16 protein-coding genes are annotated in these 19,233 nt (G+C 65.1%); 4 read left to right on the forward strand and 12 right to left on the reverse strand.

From position 1 onward, the window contains the following. The first annotated feature begins 4 nt into the window (after nucleotides 1-4). From ABMC89_RS14200 to ABMC89_RS14215, 4 genes are all read left to right on the forward strand, one after another. Nucleotides 5-1,408, forward strand: a complete 1,404-nt coding sequence (locus ABMC89_RS14200) for an FAD-binding oxidoreductase (protein ID WP_349569028.1) — start codon at nucleotides 5-7, stop codon at nucleotides 1,406-1,408. A gap of 218 nt (nucleotides 1,409-1,626) precedes the next feature. Next, nucleotides 1,627-4,119 (forward strand): GcvT family protein, encoded by a 2,493-nt coding sequence (locus tag ABMC89_RS14205; RefSeq protein WP_349569030.1) that lies wholly within the window; start codon nucleotides 1,627-1,629, stop codon nucleotides 4,117-4,119. Beyond that, on the forward strand, nucleotides 4,116-4,874 hold the full coding sequence (locus tag ABMC89_RS14210; RefSeq protein ID WP_349569032.1) for a hypothetical protein: 759 nt from the start codon (nucleotides 4,116-4,118) through the stop codon (nucleotides 4,872-4,874). Before ABMC89_RS14205 ends, ABMC89_RS14210 begins: the two co-directional genes overlap by 4 nt. A 25-nt stretch (nucleotides 4,875-4,899) precedes the next feature. Continuing rightward, nucleotides 4,900-5,385, forward strand: coding sequence for a hypothetical protein (locus ABMC89_RS14215; protein WP_349569034.1), 486 nt, complete (start codon nucleotides 4,900-4,902; stop codon nucleotides 5,383-5,385). A gap of 6 nt (nucleotides 5,386-5,391) precedes the next feature. Here ABMC89_RS14215 and ABMC89_RS14220 read toward each other — a convergent pair whose 3' ends face one another. The 12 genes from ABMC89_RS14220 to xdhA all read right to left on the reverse strand — a co-directional run bounded on the left by ABMC89_RS14220 (nucleotide 5,392) and on the right by xdhA (nucleotide 19,169). After that, the gene (locus tag ABMC89_RS14220; protein WP_349569036.1) at nucleotides 5,392-6,174 is read right to left on the reverse strand and encodes a glycoside hydrolase family 25 protein; all 783 of its coding nucleotides are present in this window, start codon (nucleotides 6,172-6,174) and stop codon (nucleotides 5,392-5,394) included. Then, nucleotides 6,171-6,827, reverse strand: coding sequence for a DUF938 domain-containing protein (locus tag ABMC89_RS14225; protein WP_349569038.1), 657 nt, complete (start codon nucleotides 6,825-6,827; stop codon nucleotides 6,171-6,173). The genes ABMC89_RS14220 and ABMC89_RS14225 overlap by 4 nt, the downstream gene beginning before the upstream one ends. Continuing rightward, a complete protein-coding gene (locus tag ABMC89_RS14230; protein ID WP_349569040.1) occupies nucleotides 6,824-7,900 on the reverse strand; it encodes an NAD(P)/FAD-dependent oxidoreductase in 1,077 nt (358 codons plus the stop codon). The genes ABMC89_RS14225 and ABMC89_RS14230 overlap by 4 nt, the downstream gene beginning before the upstream one ends. Then, nucleotides 7,897-8,829, reverse strand: coding sequence for an aldo/keto reductase (locus tag ABMC89_RS14235; RefSeq protein WP_349569042.1), 933 nt, complete (start codon nucleotides 8,827-8,829; stop codon nucleotides 7,897-7,899). Before ABMC89_RS14235 ends, ABMC89_RS14230 begins: the two co-directional genes overlap by 4 nt. Before the next feature lie 115 nt (nucleotides 8,830-8,944). Continuing rightward, nucleotides 8,945-9,553: a glutathione S-transferase family protein gene (locus ABMC89_RS14240; protein ID WP_349569044.1), complete on the reverse strand. Its 609-nt coding sequence runs from the start codon at nucleotides 9,551-9,553 to the stop codon at nucleotides 8,945-8,947. 312 nt (nucleotides 9,554-9,865) lie between these two features. Then, on the reverse strand, nucleotides 9,866-10,945 hold the full coding sequence (locus ABMC89_RS14245; RefSeq protein ID WP_349569046.1) for a BMP family ABC transporter substrate-binding protein: 1,080 nt from the start codon (nucleotides 10,943-10,945) through the stop codon (nucleotides 9,866-9,868). Nucleotides 10,946-10,992: 47 nt separating this feature from the next. Beyond that, on the reverse strand, nucleotides 10,993-11,913 hold the full coding sequence (locus ABMC89_RS14250; RefSeq protein WP_349569048.1) for an ABC transporter permease: 921 nt from the start codon (nucleotides 11,911-11,913) through the stop codon (nucleotides 10,993-10,995). After that, the gene (locus tag ABMC89_RS14255; RefSeq protein ID WP_349569050.1) at nucleotides 11,913-12,995 is read right to left on the reverse strand and encodes an ABC transporter permease; all 1,083 of its coding nucleotides are present in this window, start codon (nucleotides 12,993-12,995) and stop codon (nucleotides 11,913-11,915) included. The genes ABMC89_RS14250 and ABMC89_RS14255 overlap by 1 nt, the downstream gene beginning before the upstream one ends. 99 nt (nucleotides 12,996-13,094) lie before the next feature. Continuing rightward, a complete protein-coding gene (locus tag ABMC89_RS14260; RefSeq protein ID WP_349569052.1) occupies nucleotides 13,095-14,612 on the reverse strand; it encodes an ABC transporter ATP-binding protein in 1,518 nt (505 codons plus the stop codon). Next, the gene (gene xdhC / locus ABMC89_RS14265; protein WP_349569054.1) at nucleotides 14,609-15,373 is read right to left on the reverse strand and encodes a xanthine dehydrogenase accessory protein XdhC; all 765 of its coding nucleotides are present in this window, start codon (nucleotides 15,371-15,373) and stop codon (nucleotides 14,609-14,611) included. The genes ABMC89_RS14260 and xdhC overlap by 4 nt, the downstream gene beginning before the upstream one ends. Beyond that, nucleotides 15,370-17,769, reverse strand: coding sequence for a xanthine dehydrogenase molybdopterin binding subunit (xdhB, locus tag ABMC89_RS14270; RefSeq protein ID WP_349569056.1), 2,400 nt, complete (start codon nucleotides 17,767-17,769; stop codon nucleotides 15,370-15,372). Before xdhB ends, xdhC begins: the two co-directional genes overlap by 4 nt. Next, entirely contained in the window at nucleotides 17,766-19,169 is a 1,404-nt protein-coding gene (gene xdhA, locus ABMC89_RS14275; RefSeq protein WP_349569058.1) for a xanthine dehydrogenase small subunit, read from the reverse strand. The genes xdhB and xdhA overlap by 4 nt, the downstream gene beginning before the upstream one ends. Between the last annotated feature and the right edge of the window lie 64 nt (nucleotides 19,170-19,233).

Below are 19,233 nucleotides of genomic sequence, written 5' to 3' on the forward strand. Positions count from 1 at the left end.
GAGAATGGTACAGGCAGTTGCGATGGCGCGGAACGAGGACGGGATCGGCACGGCGCTGGGGATCCTGAAACAGCAGTTCGGGGAACGTTGCCAGACCGGCATGGCGATCCGTGAACAGCACGGCCATACCACGACGTGGATCGTGAACCAGCCACCCGATGCGGTGATCTTCGCCCATTCCACCGAAGAGGTCAGCGCCATCGTCAAGGTCTGCGCGGCCCACGGCGTGCCGATCATTCCTTTCGGCACCGGCACCTCGCTGGAAGGGCATGTGAACGCCCCGGCGGGCGGGGTCAGCATCGATCTGTCGCAGATGAACGAGGTGCTGGAAGTCAACGCAGGCGATCTGGATTGCCGGGTCCAGCCCGGTGTCACCCGCATGGCGCTGAACACCCACCTGCGCGATCAGGGGCTGTTCTTTCCGATCGATCCCGGAGCGGATGCCAGCATCGGCGGCATGACGGCCACGCGGGCGTCGGGCACGAACGCCGTGCGTTACGGGACGATGAAGGACAACGTCCTGAGCGTCGAGGCCGTGATGGCAAACGGAGAGATCATCCGCACCGCCAGCCGTGCGCGCAAATCCTCGGCCGGCTACGATCTGACGCGCCTGATGGTCGGCTCGGAAGGAACCTTGGGGGTAATCACCGAAATCACGCTGCGCCTGCAGGGCATTCCAGAGGCGATATCGGCGGCAAGCTGTTCCTTTCCCACCATCGAGGCCGCCTGCGAGGCGGTCATGGCGACAATCCAGTACGGGCTGCCTGTGGCGCGGATCGAACTGCTCGATGCGCTCGTGGTCAAGGGGGTGAACGCCTATTCGAAGCTCAGCCTTCCCGAGACGCCGCTCTTGCTGCTGGAATTCCACGGGTCGGACGCGGGTGTGGCCGAGCAGGCCGCCACATTCGGGGAGCTGGCCGCAGAGTTCGGCGGATCGGGCTATGCGGCAACGACTTCTGCGGAGGAACGGACAAAGCTCTGGCAGGCGCGCCACGACGCCTATTGGGCGATGCTTGCCCTGCGCCCGGGCTGCAAGGCGGTCGCAACCGATGTCTGCGTTCCGATCTCGCGGCTGGCCGAAGCCGTTGGCGGCGCCAATGCCAAGGCCGCCGAGCTGGGGCTGATCGCGCCGATCGTGGGCCACGCGGGCGACGGGAATTTCCACGCCTCGCTGCTGCTGGACATGGACAACCTCGACGAGGTCGCCCGGGCGGAAGAATACGTCAGCTGGCTAAACGACAGGGCCATCGCGCTTGGCGGGACCTGCACCGGAGAGCACGGGATCGGGCAGGGCAAGCGGCCCTACCTGCTGCGTGAACTCGGCGGTGCGGTCGAGGTGATGGGCGCGATCAAGCGCGCGCTCGACCCCGACAACATCATGAATCCGGGAAAGATCCTTCCAGCCTGATCGAGCGGACGCGCCGGACATCTCCGGCGCAGGGCCGGTTTTCCCGGTGATCGCGCAGCCTGCGTCAGGGCAAAGTTCGGCCTGCCCCTGGGCGTATTGACCCCGAAGCGAAAGCACAGATGCGGCGAGGTCGTTTTTCGCCCCGCACTGTCGCGGGTTGGCGCAGGGGGGCTGCGCTTTTGTCTAAAACGGCACTTGAACGAGAGGGAGTCGCGGGCATGAAAACGCAAGTCAAAGCTTTGGTCGTGGGCGGCGGTGCCGTGGGCACGTCGATTGCCTATCATCTGGCCAAGGCCGGATGGGAAGATGTGATGCTGCTGGAGCGTGACGAGCTGACATCGGGTTCGACATGGCATGCGGCGGGGCTGCTGCCCTATTTCAACATGTCCTACGCGACGACCCACATCCACGACTATTCGATCAAGTTCTACAAGACCCTCGAGGAAGAGACCGGCCTGAACGCGGGTTTCGCCGTCGTGGGCAACCTGCGCATGGCACAGACGGACGAACGCATGGACGAATACATGCTCTATGCGTCGACCGCCGAAACCTGCGGTGTGCCCTACCAGTGGATGACCCCCGACGAGATCAAGGCGAAATGGCCGCTGATCCGGACCGAGGATCTGAAGGGCGCGCTCTATCACCAGACAGATGGCTACATTAACCCCGCCGATGTGACGATGGCGATGGCCAAGGGTGCGCGCCAGCGCGGCGTGGCGATCGAACGCAAGTGGCAGGCCGATGCCTTCCACTGGAACGGCGAGGCGTGGGAGGTGACCTGTACCAAGATGGTCGAGCGCGGCGGCAACCTTGTGCCGTCGGACGAGCAGATCGTCATCACCGCCGAACACGTCGTCACGGCGTCGGGCAACCATGCGCAGCGTACGGCGAAGATGCTGGGGATCAAGATGCCCGCGATCCCCGTCGAGCATCAGTTCATCGTGATGGATCAGGACCCCGAGCTGGTGAAGTTCCGCAAGGAAGGCAATGTCGAGCATCCCGTGATTCGCGACGCGGACGCGCAATCCTACGTGCGCGAAGAGCGTGGCGGCTGGATCCTCGGCGTTTATGAGCCGAACGCGCCCGCGCGGTTCGAATACGGTGTGCCCGACAGCTTCCGCGCCGATCTGTTCCAGCTCGATCTCGACCGGATCGAGGACCAGTACATGGCAATGAACCACCGCATTCCTTCCGCCGAGAATTGCGGCCTGAAGGACGATTTCAATGGCCCGATCTGCTATACCCCCGATGGCAACCCGCTGGTCGGCCCGGCGCCGGGACTGCGCAACATGTGGCTGGCCGAAGGCTTTTCCTTCGGCATCACCGCAGCGGGCGGGACGGGCTATTACCTTGCCCAGCTGATGGTCGAGGGCGAGGCCGAGATCGACATGGCGTCGCTCGACCCCAAGCGCTACGGCGACTGGATGACGACGGAATACGCCGCCCGCAAGAACGAGGAAGCCTACGAGCACGTCTATATCCTGCACCACCCCGACGAGGAGCGGCCTGCGTGCCGGCCGTTGCGGACATCGCCCGCCTACGACCGGCAAGCCGCGCGCGGCGCGCAGTTCGGCCATGTGAACGGCTGGGAGCGACCCAACTATTTCGCGCCGGAGGGGTTCAGTGACCATGATGCGCGCAGTTTCCGGCGCGGTGGCTGGTGGCAATACGCCGTCGAGGAGGCAAAGGCGATCCGCGAGGGCGTCGGCCTGATCGACGCCACCGCCTTTACCAAGCATCTGGTGCGTGGCCCCGGCGCGACCGCTTTTCTGGACTGGTTCACCTGCAACAAGCTGCCGTCGGTGGGGCGGATCAACCTGACCTACGCACTGACCGGCCACGGCACCACCCGCACCGAATACACCATCGTGCGTCTGGCAGAGCACGAGTATTACCTCGTCAGCGCGGGCGCCTGGACGGCCTATGACAGCGATTACCTGCGCAAGGCTATCGAAGACAAGATGCCCGAGCTTGGCTATATCGAATGTCACGACGTGACCACGCAGTGGGGTGTCTTTGCCATTGCCGGACCCAAATCGCGCGATGTTCTGAAAGAGATCGTCAAGGACGCGGACCCCGAAACGGTCCTGTCGAACAAGCGCTTCCCGTGGCTGACCATGCGCAATATCGAACTGGGCATGTGTCCGGTGCGCGCGATCCGTGTCGCCTATACCGGCGAGCTGGGATGGGAATTGCACCACCCGATCGAGATGCAGAACTACCTGTTCGACCAGCTTGAGAAAGCGGGCGAGAAGCACGGCATGAAACTGGTCGGGGCACGGGCGCAGAACTGGCTGCGGCAGGAGAAATCCTATCGCGCGTTCGGCAACGAATTGGGCCGCGATGCCACTCCGCTGGAGGCAGACCTGCCGCGCTTCGTCGATCTGAACAAGGATTTCCACGGCAAGCAGGCGATGGCCGATCACGGGATCAACGCGAAATGCGTCACACTTCTGATCGACGGGCCAGAGGACGCCGATCCATGGGGCCGCGAAGTGCTGTACCACGGGGAGACCCGCGTGGGGCGTCTGACCTCGGGGGGCTATTCTGTCGCTTTCGGCAAATCCATCGGCATGGGCTATGTCTCTCCCGATGTGGCCGACGTCGGCACGAAGTTGAAGGTCAAGATGTTCGACCGTCTGTGGGATGCGGAAATCGTCGAGGACAGCCCCTACGATCCCAAGAATGCCCGCATCCGGATCGACGGGTGACCCGCAGGCTGCTTCTTGCGCTGCTGTGCGTGCTGGCGCTGACGGCTGCGCTCTTTCGTGACAACCCGCTTGTGGGCGCCGCGCAGGGCTACGCGCGCGGCGTCGCGACGACCGCGGCGGCCAGCTATGTGACGCTGCGCACGCTGAACGCCTTTCTGTCCACCGCGCAGGAGATCGAGGTCGGATTGTCCTTCATCGCCTCGGGCTCCGCGCGGCCCCTGAAAGTGCTGGAGCCGATCGATGATACCGTTGAGCGTATCGCGAGCCTTGTGTTTGGCGTGATGGTTGTCACCGGCGTGATCGCCGTGGCGCTGGGGCCGGTCAGCGCCATCGGTCTGGCGATGCTTGCCATTGCGCTGGCGCTATGGGCGGCAAGCGGTCGGGGCCACGCGGGCCTGCCGCGGCGGCTGGCGTGGTACGGCGGATTTCTCGGTCTTGCGCTGCCGCTGGCGCTGGTCGCGTCCGAACCGCTGGCATTCTCGCTGACCGAAACCACCTACCAGCGCAACATTGCCCTGGTCGAAGAGATTACCGCGCGCGTCGGCGGCAGTGATGCGCTGGGCGAGGACGAACCGGGGCTCACCGAATACCGCCAGCTCGCCAACAATCTGTGGCGGCGCGCGGATGAGCTGATCGGCGCGCTTCTGGCCGTGCTGGGCGTGCATGTCTTCCGCATTTTCATTCTTCCGCTGATGCTGATCGGTGGATTATTCGTCGTGGCGCGCCATTTCGCGAGGGACACACCGGCCCGCTGATCGGGCCTCGGACGCGGAGGATGCGATGAAGCGGCGGCGCAGGACCGTGCTGGGAGCAGCGGCAGGTGCGATCCTTGGCATCTTTGCGTTGGGGGTGATGCTGTCGCCGCCGCGTGTGCCGACTGTCGCGGTGATCGGGGACCGCGCCGAGGAGCTCAGGGAGGCGCTGGGCGCCGAGCGGCGCGAGGAGGCCCCAGAGGGCGCCACTGTCACTTTCGCGCTGATCGACCGCTGGGAAAGCCTGCGCCACCTGCCCGATATTGCCGAACTGTGCTGGAGAGCCTGCCACGAGCGCGCCGCAGGGCATATCACCATTACACGGATGCGATTCGGGGCCACCGCCAAGACGGTGATCTTCCACTTGCCCAGCTTCGACGGCGATATCGCCTGCGTCGCGGAACGCGCCCGTCTTGAACTGACGTCCCTGCGCGGCGCCGCGCCGCCCTGTCGCACCTCGGTAAGCCGGATGCCCGTCTACGTGCTGCCCATGGGTCTTGGGCGCACCTCCTGATCCTGCCTAGCGCAGCGCGCGCCGTGCCAGCCACGCCCGCCAGTCGGCGGCGCTGCCGGAAAAGGCATTCAGGTCGACTTCTCCCTCGATCCCGCCGATGACGCCCGTCGCGGAATACTGCCAGAACCGCCAGCTTTCACCGGGGAAAGCCTCGCGCGGGGGCTTGGCAGTGGTGCGCAGCCAGAACTCGTAGCCGTCGAAATTCGTCAGCCGGTTCTCCTCGTAAAAGCGTGGGGTGGTATAGATGATCGGCCGCTGCCCGTAATGCGACGTCACAATCCGCAGCCAGCGGCGCATTTCGTCCTGAACCACATCCGCCGGCGGGCGCCGGTGCGCACAGGTGGGCGAAAACGGGTTCCATTCCATATCCAGCACCGGTGGCAGGGTGCCTGCGGCCTTCGGTACGTTGCGAATGAACCACCGCGCCTGATCCTCGGGCGAGGTGCAGAAGTAGTAAAAGTGGTAGGCCCCGCGTGCGACCCCGGCGGATGCGGCGTCCCGCCAGTGGCTCTCGAACATCGGATCTATCAGGTCGCCGCCCTCGGTTGCCTTGATAAAGGCGAAGTTGACCCCGTTCTGGCGAGCCTGACGCCAGTCGATGCTTTGCTGGAACCGCGCGGCGTCGATGCCGTGGACGGCGTAGCGGTCGGGGCGCTGGCTGCCGAAATCAACCGGATCCCTGTCGCGAAAGTCGGGGGCGATCACATCGCCCACCGGCACCGCAGGCGGCCCGCCGCAGGCCCCCAGCAGGGCGATCACGACAGCGGCGAAGGCGTGGCGTAGTCTCATCTCTGATCCTTCGTGGCAATGAATGCGAGGTTGTTGGAGGGCATCTTGCGGACGTCTTCCAGAAGCAGGCCCGCGCCCTGCAGGCAGGTCTCGATCCAGATATCATCCTTGTACCCGATGGCGGGATCGCTGGCGCGCAGTTGCGCATCGAAACTCAGGTCACCGGGTGACGTGGCCTGCCCCGAGCGCAGGAAAGGGCCGTAAAGGACCAGCCGCCCGCCCGGCAAAAGCGCCTGCGCCGCCTCTGAGATCACGGTTCGTGCGGCGTCGGTGGGGATGAGGTGCAAAAGATTGATCACATGGATCATCCCGAACGGGCCCAGCCGATCCGCCCAGCCGACCGTGCAGGCATCCAGCCGCGTTGCGGGATGCAGATTGGCAAGTCGCGCCTCGGCCGCGTAGGCCGCGATACTGGCAAGCCGGTCCTCGGCGATATCGCTCGGAAACCATTCGGTCTGCGGGATCGCCGCAGCGAGGGCGACGATATGCTGTCCTGTCCCCGACGCGATTTCCAGCGCCCTGCCACCCGGAGGCGCCACTTCGGACAGCAGCGCGACAATCGGAGCCGTGTTGCGCGCGGCGGAGGGCGCGAAAAGCTTGGCGCCGGTGCCCTCGCGGTGGGCGACACTCGCGCTGCGGGGCAGGGTCGTCACACGCGAAACCGGTCGGGCACGAGGGCCGCGACCACGGCGGCCTCGATCTGCGGGGGTCTGGCGTTCACCAGATCGGCCACCAGTTGCGATGCTGCGGGCGCGGTCTGGAAACCGTAACCGCCCTGTGCGGCGCACCACACGAACGATGGCACATCGGGATCGGGGCCCAGCACCAGCGCGCGGTCGGGCGCGAAGCTGCGCAAACCGGCCCATGTGCTGATCGGTCTGGTCACCTCCTCGGTCACCATCTCCTGATAGCGGGCAAGGCCCTCTGCCAGCGTCATGTCGTCGGGGAAGGCATCGTGCGGATGGGTCGCATCCTCCTCTGCCGGAGAGACCAGCAGCGCACCGGCGTCGGGCTTGGCGTACCACTGCTCGCCGGTGCCGAAGAACATCGGCCAGCGGGTTACGTCATGCCCGCCCGGCGCCTTGAGGCGGGCCATGGACCGGCGGTGCGGCACGATCCCGATAGGTGTCACACCCGACAGCCCCGCGACCAGATCGGCCCATGCACCGGCTGCGTTGACGATCATTTCGGCCTCGTACTCCACGCCCGCAGCGGTCACCGTCCAGCCCCGCTCGTGTTGCCTGATCTGGGTGACGGTGGCGTCTGTGACCAGCGTCCCCTCGTTCTGGCGCAGGGTGCGGACGAAATCCTGCATCTGACGGTCCGTGTCGATATCGTAGGCGGCCTCGTGATACCCCGCGAGGGCGGCTGCCGGCGACAGGATCGGCACCATTTCCCGCGCCTCCTCGGCGCTGATCCGGTCCACCCCCATGGTGGCCACGTCCTTCAGAAACGCGTCCTCGTCTTCCTTGTCGGCAACGATCAGCAGCCCGCGCGGGCTGAGATATCCGCCGTTGGCCTCGCGGTGGTAATCCGCCGAGGCCATGTTCAGCGCGATGGTGCTGGGCAGGCCGTAGTTCTGCTCGAACAGCGCGGCAGAGCGTCCGGAGGCGTGGTAGCCCACGCCGCTTTCCATTTCGAGCACGGTCACACGGGCGTCCGCCGACAGGCGTGCCGCTGCCGAAAGGCCCGCAATTCCTCCGCCGATCACGATAATGTCGCTCATGCTTCCTCCGTTCGGTCTGTGGCGGGCGGCGGTGCAGGCACCAGCGCCGCCAGTTCATCATAAAGATCGTCTGGCATGTCATAGTCGAGCGCGGCCAGAGACGGGGCAAGCTGCGCAGGGTCGCGGGCGGAAATGATCGGCGTGGGCGCGGTGGGATGCGCCGCGGCCCAGGCCACGGCAAGTGTTGCCGGATGCGTGCCCCGCGCCGCCGCAATCTGCGACAGCCGCGCGGCGGCGTCATGCATCACCCGCGCCCCGTAGCGTTCGGCGTATCTGTCGTCCTCGGTCAATCGCCCCGATCCGCCTTCGGCATATTTACCGCTCAGCAAGCCGCCACCCAGCGGCGAGTAGGGCGCGCAGAGCATCTCCATATCCGCTGCCATCGGCAGGATCTCGACTTCGGCCTGTCGTTTGACAAGGCTGTACATCGGCTGGATCAGGTCAATGGACAGATCGAATTTCGACGCGACCCAGCAGGCCTTCACGGCCTGCCACGCGGCATAGTTGGATATGCCGACATAGCGGATCAGCCCGGCCTGCTTCAGCTCTGCCAGAGCCTCGAAAGTGTCGTGCAGATCGGTGTCGGGATCGAACCTGTGCATGTAGAGCGCGTCGATCACATCGATGCCCAGACGTTTGCGCGACGTCTCTAACGACGTGCGGATCGTGTCGGGGCGCGCGCCGCCGGTGTAGGCGGCTTTTGTCGCGATCAGCAGGCTGTCGCGGTCCTTGGCAATCAGCTTGCCCAGTATCTTTTCCGACGCGCCGTCGGTGTAGACATGCGCAGTGTCAAAGTGGGTGATGCCCGCCGCGCGGCAGGCGTCGAACATTCTGGCCGAGGCGGTTTCATCCGCGCGGCCCCCGAATTGCATCGTGCCGAATGCCAGCGCGCTGGCCGCCGTGCCGTTGGGACTGGTAAGCTGTTTCATGCCATATGGGTGACACGCCAGCCGACGCGGTGCAATCGTCCGAAGGCGCAGGCGGGCGGAATCTCGCGCTTTCCGCCCGCCGCTGCCTTCCGCGCTAGCAGCAGAGGTCGCGGGCTCAGAAGCCGCCTTTTTCCACGGCGCGGCGGAAGGCGGGGCGCGCTTCGATCATCGTGCAGAACGCACCCAGTTTCGGGTATTGATCCGCATCGCGCAGCCGCATGGCGATCTGCGCCGGAAAACTCAGCATGATGTCCGCCGCGGAGAGATCATCCAGCACGAAATGCCCCGATGGCCGGATGACGCTTTCCATGTAAGAAAAATGGTTGTCGAGTTCGTCGTTGATGCGCGGATGCAGCGGCTCTCCCGCGTCGCCCAGACGCCCGACGTAGAGGTTCAGCAAGATCGGCGTCATCGCCGACCCTTCGGCAAAATGCATCAGTTCCAGATGCCGCACATGCGCCGCCGTGCCCGGATCGGGCACCATGCCGGGGGCATGCATCGCGCACAAAAGCTCGACGATCGCGGCACTTTCGACGATGCGGTCGCCGTCGATCTCGATCACCGGTGATTTGCCTAGTGGGTGCAGTTCCTTCAGCGCAGGCGGCGCAAGGTTCGTGCGCTCGTCACGCTGGTGCAGCACCAGATCGTAGGGCTGCCCCAGTTCTTCGAGAAGCCACAGAATGCGGAGCGAGCGGGACCTGTTGAGGTGGTGCAAAGTAATCATATGCAGAAGCCTACGCCGATTGCTTGCGACTGGAAAGATGGCCACTGAAGATGACGGGGCGAATAATTCTCTTGAACGCGCGATGTGCTGTGCCACTTTGGCCGCCGCGCGCAGCACCCATGACGCCAGAGCCGATCATCCCCCCTGAGACCCTTCCGATCCACGATGCGGACACGCGGGTTTTCGCGGCGCGTTCGAGATCTACAGCCACAGCGATGAATTGAATTCTTCCGCCTGCCTCTGTGACAAAAAAGGGCCGGCAACAGCGTGCCGGCCCTTTCCTCGCGTATCGCCGCTATGCGGCAGCCGCGCTTATTGCGGAATGTCGCCTTCGATGCCTTCGACATAGAAGTTCATGCCGGCAAGCGTGCCATCATCGGCAGTCTCGCCCTCGGCCAGGAAAACGCTGCCGTCCTGCTTGTTCAGCGGGCCGGTGAAGGGATGGTATTCACCCGATGCGATGCTGTCCTTCAGTGCCAGCGCTTCTGCTTTCACGTCCGCAGGAACGGCATCTGTGATCTCGCCAATGCCGACCATGCCTGCGCCGATCCCGTCCCATGTGTCCGTGCTTTCCCATGTGCCGTCCATCACGGCCTTTGTGCGCGCGATGTAGTAGGGTGCCCAGTCGTCAATGATCGACGAGACGCGCGGGAAGGGCGCGTATTGCGCCATGTCCGAGGCCTGACCGAATGTTACGACGTTGCCAGCCTCCTGCGCGGCGGCCTGTGGCGCGGTGGAGTCGGTGTGTTGCAGGATCACGTCCGCGCCCTGTTCGATCAGCACTTTCGCTGCATCCGCTTCCTTGGCGGGATCGAACCAGGTGTAGGCCCATACGATCTTGAACTCGACATCGGGGTTCGCCTTGCGCGCGTGGATGAACGCCGAGTTGATGCCGCGGATCACTTCGGGGATCGGGTAGGAGCCGATGTAGCCGACGATGTTGCTTTCGGTCATCTTGCCCGCGATGTGGCCCTGAATCGCGCGGCCCTCGTAGAAACGTGCCGAATAGGTCGAAACGTTGTCGGCGCGCTTGTAGCCGGTCGCGTGTTCGAATTTCACGTCCGGGAATTTCGCCGCAACGTTGATCGTCGGATCCATGTAACCAAACGAGGTGGTAAAGATCAGGTCGGCGCCGTCCAGCGCCATCTGCGTCATCACCCGCTCGGCGTCGGGGCCTTCGGCAACGTTCTCGACGAATACGGTTTCGACCGCATCACCGAACTCTTCCTCGACCGCGAGACGGCCCTGGTTGTGCTCGTATGTCCAGCCGCCGTCGCCGACGGGGCCGACGTAGACAAAGCCGACCTTGGTCTTCTCATGGCCATCGGCAAAGGCCGCTGTCGCCATACCGGCAGCCAGCGCAAGGCCGGTCAGCAGATTGGTGAATTTCATCAGGTATCTCCCCAGTTTTCAGTGCGCCCTTTTCGGGCAATTGGGCCTCAGGACGAGGCGTGGAACGTGCGACCCAGTGAACCGGGCGCGCGATTGTTGTCTCGGGACAGCACGACCAGAACGATGATCGTGATCACGTAAGGCGACATTGCCAGATACTCGACAGGAATGGCAACGCCCACGCCCTGAAGGTTCAGTTGCAACTGGACCAGCCCGCCGAAAAGATAGGCACCAAGCAGCACGCGCAGCGGCTTCCATGAGGCGAAAACCACCAGCGCGAGGGCGATCCAGCCGACGCCCGCTGTCATCCCTTCGGTCCATTGCGGCACACGGATCAGGCTGATGTAGGCCCCGCCGACACCGGCACAGGCCCCGCCGAACATGATCGCGAGCGTACGGATCCGCTTCACCTTGAACCCCAGCGCATGGGCCGCATCGTGGTTCTCGCCCACGGCGCGCAGGACAAGGCCGATGCGGCTGTATTTCAGCACCGCCCAGACCGCGATGACCAGTGCAAGGCCGAGATAGACGATGAGGTCATGGCTCAGCAGGATGGGTCCGATCACCGGGATCTCGCGAAGCGGGCCGAAATCGATATCGCCCAGCCGCGGCGGCTTGATCCCTACATAGCTCTGGCCCAGCAGCGCGGAGAAACCCAGCCCGAAGAGCGTCAGCGCAAGCCCCGAGGCGACCTGATTGGCCAGCATGACCTGCGTGAGAAAGGCGAACAGAAGGCTCAGGGCGGCCCCGCCGACCGCCGCCGCGGCAAACCCAAGCAGGGGTGACCCGGTTTCGACTGCCGTGGCGAAGCCGCAGATGGCGCCGACGATCATCATCCCCTCCACCCCGAGGTTCAGCACCCCCGTCCGCTCGACCACCAACTCGCCGATCGCGGCGAAAATCAGCGGTGTCGCGGCGACAAAGAAGCCTGCGATGAAAAGCACCGGGTTGATTGCCGACAGGTCCATCACGCCACCTCCGCCCGGCCAAGGCGCAGCCGGTAGTTCGTGAACAGATCAAAGGCCAGAAGGAAAAACAGCAGCATCCCCTGAAACACCTGTATCGCCGCGGCGGGCAGGCCCAGCTTTGACTCCGCGATATCGCCCCCGATATAGGTCAGCGCCATCAGCCCGCCCGCAAGCAGGATGCCGACGGGATGCAGCCGCCCCAGGAAGGCAACGATGATCGCGGTAAACCCGTAGCCTACATTGAATTCGATTGTGACCTGACCTGCCGGACCCGACACCTCGAAGAGCCCCGCAAGCCCGGCCAGAAGGCCCGAAATACCAAGGCAGAACAGCACCAGCCGCGATGGGTTGACCCCGGAGAACTTCGCGGCGCGCGGCGCCTCGCCGGTGACGCGAATGGCAAATCCCAGCCTGTGCCTGGCCAGCAGCACATAGCCGAAGATCACCGCGATCAGGGCCGCGACCACACCCCAGTGCATCCCCGATCCCGCGATCAGCTCACCGTTGTGCGCACTGGCGTATTGTTGCAGATTGCGCGATCCCGGAAATCCGAAGCCTTCGGGGTTTTTCAACAGCCCCAGTGACATGGAGGCGAGAAACTGCTCGGCAACATAGACCAGCATCAGCGAGACGAGGATCTCGTTGGTGCCGAATTTCACCTTGAGAACGGCAGGGATCATCGCCCAGACCCAACCGCCAAAGGCCCCCGCCAGCACCATCAGCGGAAAGATGAAGACGCTCTCCATCGGGTAGAACGCCAGACCGACGCCCGCGCCGAAAAGCGCTCCCATGATGTACTGCCCCTCGGCGCCGATGTTCCAGATCCCCGCCTTGAATCCCAGGCTCAGCCCGATGGCGATCAGCACCAGCGGCGCCCCCTTGATCAAAAGCTGCGGGCGGTAGAAAAACGCGAATTCGCCAAACAGCGGCTCCCAGAAAATCGTCCCGATCGCGGTCAGGGGATCCTTGCCCAGAAACGCAAAAAGGATCCCGCCGAAAACCATGGTCGCAACCACCGCCAGCACCGGCGCCGCGAGAGAGAAAAACCGGCTCGGCTCGGCCCGTTTGACCAGCGCGATCATGGGGCACGCACCTTTGGCGAAACAGCCCGCGCAGCACACCGGCCAGCGGGTGCGCGCAGCGGTCTCTCCATTTTGCCAATAAACTCAAATGGCATGACATCAGACATGGGCCACCTCCATCCCGTGGGCCCCGCCCATCATCAGCCCGATTTCCTCGACACCCAGCCCCTGTGTCGGGCGGCTGTCACTCAGGCGGCCCTCGTTCAGCGCGGCAAAGCGGTCCGAGATTTCCATCAACTCGTCAAGATCCTGCGAAATCACGATGACCGCGGCCCCCGCTTCGGCGAGATCCAGCAACGCCTGCCGGATGGCCGCCGCCGCCGAGGCATCGACACCCCATGTCGGCTGGTTCACGACCAGCACATCGGGGTTCTGCATGACCTCGCGGCCGATGACGAACTTTTGCAGGTTGCCGCCTGACAGGGACCGCGCTGCCGCCTGTGTTCCGGGCGTGCGCACGTCGAACCGTGCGATTATCTCGCCGGCGAAGGCGGTCGCCGCAGACCAGTCCAGAAAACCGCGCCGGTCAAATCCCTGCCGCGTAGCACCGGTCAGCATCGCATTCTCGGCAAGCGACATATCGGGCGCTGCGGCATGGCCGATCCGTTCTTCGGGGGCCGCGAGGATGCCCCGTTTGCGGCGGGCCGTCGGGCCCATCGGGCCGATATCCTCGCCACGGTGGGCGATCATGCCGCGCGCGACGGGGCGTTCGCCCGACAGCGCCGCCAGCAATTCGTCCTGCCCGTTGCCCGCCACACCGCCGATGCCCAGAACCTCGCCCGCGCGCAGCGCGAAAGACACGGATTTGAGCGACATGCCGAAGGCGCTGGGCGCAGGTGCTTCGAGTGCGCTGACAGTCAGGACCGTCTCTCCGGGCTCATGCGCCGCACGGGTCGGGGTGGCAAGGATCTTGCCGACCATCATCTCGGCCATATCGCGCGCGGTGGTCTCGCGCGGGGTGCACTGGCCGACCACGCGGCCCAGTCTCAGGATCGTGGCGCTGTCGCAGAGGCTGCGGATTTCTTCCAGCTTGTGCGAGATATACAGGATCGCGGTGCCCTCGGCGCTCAGTTTGCGCAGGGTCTCGAACAGGATCTCGACCTCCTGCGGGGTCAGAACGCTCGTCGGCTCGTCCATGATCAGAAGCGTCGGGTCCTGAAGAAGGCAGCGGATGATTTCGACACGCTGCCGCTCCCCGGCGGACAGATCGCCCACGATGCGGTCGGGCGACAGCGGCAGGCCGTAGGTTTCCGACACCTCCCGAATTTTCGCCGAAAGCTCGCCCAGTTTCGGCGCGTCCTCCATTCCCAGCGCGATGTTTTCCGCCACCGTCATCGCGTCGAACAGCGAAAAATGCTGAAACACCATGCCCACACCCGCCGCCCGCGCCGCCCGCGGCTCTGCGGGGGCGAAGGGCTGTCCGTGCATTTCCATCGTGCCGCTGTCGGGGCTGACAAGGCCGTAGATCATCTTGACCAGCGTGGATTTCCCCGCGCCGTTCTCGCCCAGCAGCGCGTGCACCTCGCCGGGCGCGATTTGAAGTGACACATCGTCATTGGCGACCACCCCGGGGTAGGCTTTGGTCAGGCCGGTCATCTTCAGCAGTGGGGCGGTCATGCGAACTTCTTCATCGTGGGATCGGACACGAGGTCCCGGATGACCCCTTCTGCAATCTGCGGGGGCGCTTTGCCAAGGGACTTATCACCGATCGGGCAGGTAATCCGCGCCGGATCGTGGCCCAGATCGGCCAAGCGACGCGAAAAGCGGCGCCATTTGGTGTCTGATCCGATCAGGCCGATGGATTTCGGCCCGCGCTGCAAAAGCGCCGCGCAAAGTGCGAAATCGATGTCGTGGCTGTAGGTCAGGATCAGGTGATGCGCCTGACGTGCGGCCCGTTGCGCCAGCAGGGGCATGTCGGCGGCGGGCAGGGCGGTGACATTGGGCGGCATCTCTGCCGGGAACCGGTCGGCCGCGCTGTCGATCCAGGTGATGTCGAACATCTGCGATGGGGCTGTGGCGACGACCGCGCGCCCCACATGTCCTGCCCCCCAGACCCACAGGGACTGCGCAGGTCCAAGGCAGCCGGCAAATCCATTCGTGACCGGCCCTCGTGGATCGGTGCGCCGTACCTCGCGCCCGTAGGCCAGCGTGACGGCACCACCGCAGCACTGCCCCAGACCCGGACCGAGGGGGATCGTCTCGGCCATGTGGTCGCAACCTTCCGAGAGCATCCGCCGGGCGGTTGCGATGGCGCGGTGTTCCAGCGCGCCCCCGCCGATCGTGCCGGTGATGCCGTTGGCGGTGACTGCCATCGCGGTACCCGCATCGCGCGGTGCGGAGCCGCGCGTGGCGGTGATCTCGACGTAGATCACGCTCATCCGCGCACCCGTCCTATGGCGGTGAGCACTTCTTCGGCGGTGGCCGGGGCGTGCAGATCGGCAAAGCCCTCCCCGCAGGACTGTACCGCGTCGTTCAAAGCGGCCCAGGCCGACAGGCCCAGCATCAAGGGCGGCTCGCCCACCGCCTTCGACCGGTAGATGGTGCGCGCCGGGTTGGGCTGGTCCCAAAGGGCGACATTGAAAATCCTCGGCCGGTCGGAACAGGCGGGGATCTTGTAGGTCGAGGGCGCATGCGTCTTCAGGGCTCCGCGATCGTCCCAGACCAGCTCCTCGGTGGTCAGCCATCCGGCGCCCTGCACATAGCCGCCCTCGATCTGGCCGATGTCGATGGCGGGGTTCAGCGACTGGCCCGCGTCATGCAGGATATCGGTGCGCAGGATCCGGTTCTCGCCGGTCAGCGTGTCGATGACGACCTCGGTCACCGCGGCACCGTAGGCGAAGTAAAAGAACGGACGACCCTTGCCCGCGATCCGGTCCCACTGGATGTCGGGGGTCTTGTAAAAGCCAGTCGCCGATAGCGATACACGGTTCTGGTAGGCCGTCTGTGCCGCTTCGGCAAAGCTGAGGACGTGGCCTCCGGCGGTGACCTGTCCGTCCGCGAAAGCAACATCCGCCGGGGTGCAGTCGTGCATTGCGGCCAGGCAGGCCGCGATCCGGTCGCGGATCGTATCGCAGGCGTTCAGGACCGCCATGCCGTTCAGATCGCTTCCCGAGCTTGCCGCCGTGGCGGATGTATTGGGCACCTTCGCCGTGTCCGTCGCGGTGATTTTGACCGCCTCGACAGCGATGCCAAAGCGGCTGGCCGCGACCTGCGCGACTTTCTGGAACAGCCCCTGTCCCATCTCGGTGCCGCCGTGGTTCAGGTGGACCGATCCGTCCTGGTAGACATGCACCAGCGCACCCGCCTGATTGAGATGTGTCAGCGTAAAGGAAATCCCGAATTTCACCGGTGTCAGCGCGATCCCGCGTTTCAGGACAGGCTGCTGCCGGTTCCAGTCGGCGATGGCCGCACGACGCGCGGTGTAGCCGGAGGTTTCGATCAACCGGTGGGTCAGCGCGTTGATGATGCAGTCGGTGACGGGCTGGTGATAGGGCGTGGTCTGTACGTCCGGCGCCGGATCGGGGGCCTGCACCTGCGGTTGCAGATCCGCCTGCGCCCCGCGCGAGGCGAGATCGGCGTCGCTGTCGGCGGGGGGGAGGGCGTCGGTCTCGATATCGGGCGGTGCGATGCGCAGATCGCTGTAGAAATTGCGCTGCCGGACAGACAGCGGATCGCACCCGAGGTGGCGGGCGACATGTTCTATCACCCGCTCCATTCCGACCATTCCCTGCGGTCCGCCGAAGCCGCGAAAGGCTGTGGCGCTTTGGGTGTTGGTGCGCAGGCGGTGCGAGGTGATGCGCACATCGGGCAGATGATAGGCGTTGTCGGCGTGCAGCATCGCGCGATCCGCGACCGGCAGGCTGAGGTCCATCGCCCATCCGCAGCGCGCGTAATGCGTCACATCGAGCGCGGTGATCCGGCCGTCGTCGTCAAATCCCACCTCGTAGTCGATGCGGAAATCGTGGCGCTTGCCGGTGATGATCATATCGTCGTCGCGGTCGTAGCGCATCTTGCAGGGCTGGCCGCTGCGCGCGGACGCCACGGCACAGGCGACCGCCAGCGCATTGCCCTGACTTTCCTTGCCACCAAAGCCGCCGCCCATGCGCCGTGTCTCGACGCGCACGCTGTGCATCGGCTGGCCCAGTGCTTCGGCGACCTTGTGCTGGATTTCGGTGGGATGCTGGGTGGAGCTGTGCACGGTGATATCACCGGCCTCTCCGGGCAGGGCAAGCGCGGCCTGTCCTTCGAGGTAGAAATGTTCCTGACCGCCGATGTCGACCGACCCGGACAGCCGGTTGCGCGCGGCGGCCAGCGCGCCTTCGGCATCGCCTTTTGCGTAGATGCGCGGCGTGTCCTCGAACCGCCATCCGGCTGCGAGTGCGTCCTCGATGGTCAGGACCGGAGGTTCTTTTGCGATCTCGACATGCCCCAGCACAGCTGCGTGCCGCGCGGCAAGATGCGATGTGGCGACCACCAGAAAAAGCGGCTGGCCGATGTAATGGACCTCGCCGGTGGCGAGCAGGGGTTCGTCGTGGTTGGAGGGGGATACGTCGTTGGCGTGGGGCAGGTCCGCCGCTGTCAGCACGTCGATCACGCCCGCGGCGGCGCGCACCGCGTCCAGATCCATCGACGTGATCCGGCCACGGGCCTCGGTCGACAGGCCGAAGGCAAGGTGCAGCGTGCTGGCCGGCGTCGCGATATCGTCAACGTAGCGCGCGGCACCGGTCACATGCAGGCGGGCGGCATCGTGGGGGAGGGGCTTTGCGACGCTCATGCGCGGACCGCGTGCAGGTTCGTTTCGGTGCCCGACAGCGTGTGATAGCTGCGCAGCAGCATGTTGCGCGCCGCTTGCATCCGGTAGGCCGCCGACGCGCGCATGTCGGTCAGCGGCGAGAAATCCTGTCCGAGCGCGTCCATCGCGGCCTGCACGCTGTCGAGGCTCACAGGCGCTCCGCGCAGCGCGGCCTCGGCCCGTGCCGCGCGTTTTGGCGTGGCGGCCATACCGCCAAAGGCAAGACGAACCGCGCCGAAGCAGTCGCCCTCCACCGGCAGGTTGAAGCACCCGCAGACTGCCGAGATGTCCTGATCGAACCGCTTGGATAGTTTGTGGCAATGCAGGCTGTCGGATTGTCTGGGCACGTCGATCGCCTCGACGAATTCGCCGGGCGCGCGGTCCTGTTTGCCGTAATCGACGAAGAAATCCTCAAGCGGCATCTGCCGCCTTTCGCTGCCGTGGCGCAGATGCAGCGTTGCCCCCAGTGCGATCATCGCGGGGCTGCCATCGCCGATGGGCGATCCGTTCGCAATGTTTCCGCCCAGTGTCGCCGCCGCACGCACCTGCGCCGATCCGTAGCGGCGCAGCATCGCGCCGAGGCTGGGAAAATGCGGATCCAGCGTCCGTTCGACCTGCGCGAGGGTGGTCGTTGCGCCGATGCGCCAGGCGCTGTCGGTTTCGGTAATACCGCGCAGATCCGCGCAATGCCCGAGAAAGATCACCTTTCCCAGATCGCGCATCTGTTTGGTGACCCAGAGCCCCACGTCGGTCGCACCGGCCACCAGAGTGGCGCCCGGGTGCGCCGCGTAGAGGTCGGCCAGCGTGTCCGTATCGCGGGGTTGATGGTAGGCCAGGGGCTCTGCCCCCGCCCGCTCCTGCGGGGCAGGAGCGGCCCCCCCCGGAGTTTTATCGGCAAAATGGAGAAGATGCGAGGGGACTGGGGCGTCTTGGGCAGCCTGCGCCGCGCGGATGATCGGGGCGTAGCCGGTGCACCGGCAGAGGTTGCCCGCCAGTGCGGTGTCGTGGTCCCTGTCCCCGTTCAGATGCGCCGTTGCCATGCTGACGACGAAGCCCGGTGTGCAAAAGCCGCATTGGCTGCCGTGGGTGTCTATCATGGCGCGTTGCACCGGATGGAGCGTGCCGTCCGGTGCGCTCAGCCCTTCGACAGTGGTGACATGTTTTCCGTCAAGCTGCGGCAGAAACAGGATGCAGGCGTTCAGGGGCGCGTTGCCCGCCCCGTCGCTGACCATCACCGTGCAGGCGCCGCAGTCGCCTTCGTTGCAGCCTTCCTTGGTGCCCGACAGGTGGCGCGTTTCGCGCAGCCAGTCGAGCAGGGTCGTCGTGGGCGATGGGTCGTCGATCCGGACGGGCGCGCCGTTGAGTGTGAATGAAAGATGCATGGGGGTAACCCCGCCGCGGTACCTGATGCGTCCCTGACCTTCGGGGTTCGATGCGGCGTAGAAC

The sequence above is a fragment of the Sulfitobacter sp. HNIBRBA3233 genome (genome assembly GCF_040149665.1).
GTDB lineage: Bacteria > Pseudomonadota > Alphaproteobacteria > Rhodobacterales > Rhodobacteraceae > Sulfitobacter > Sulfitobacter marinivivus.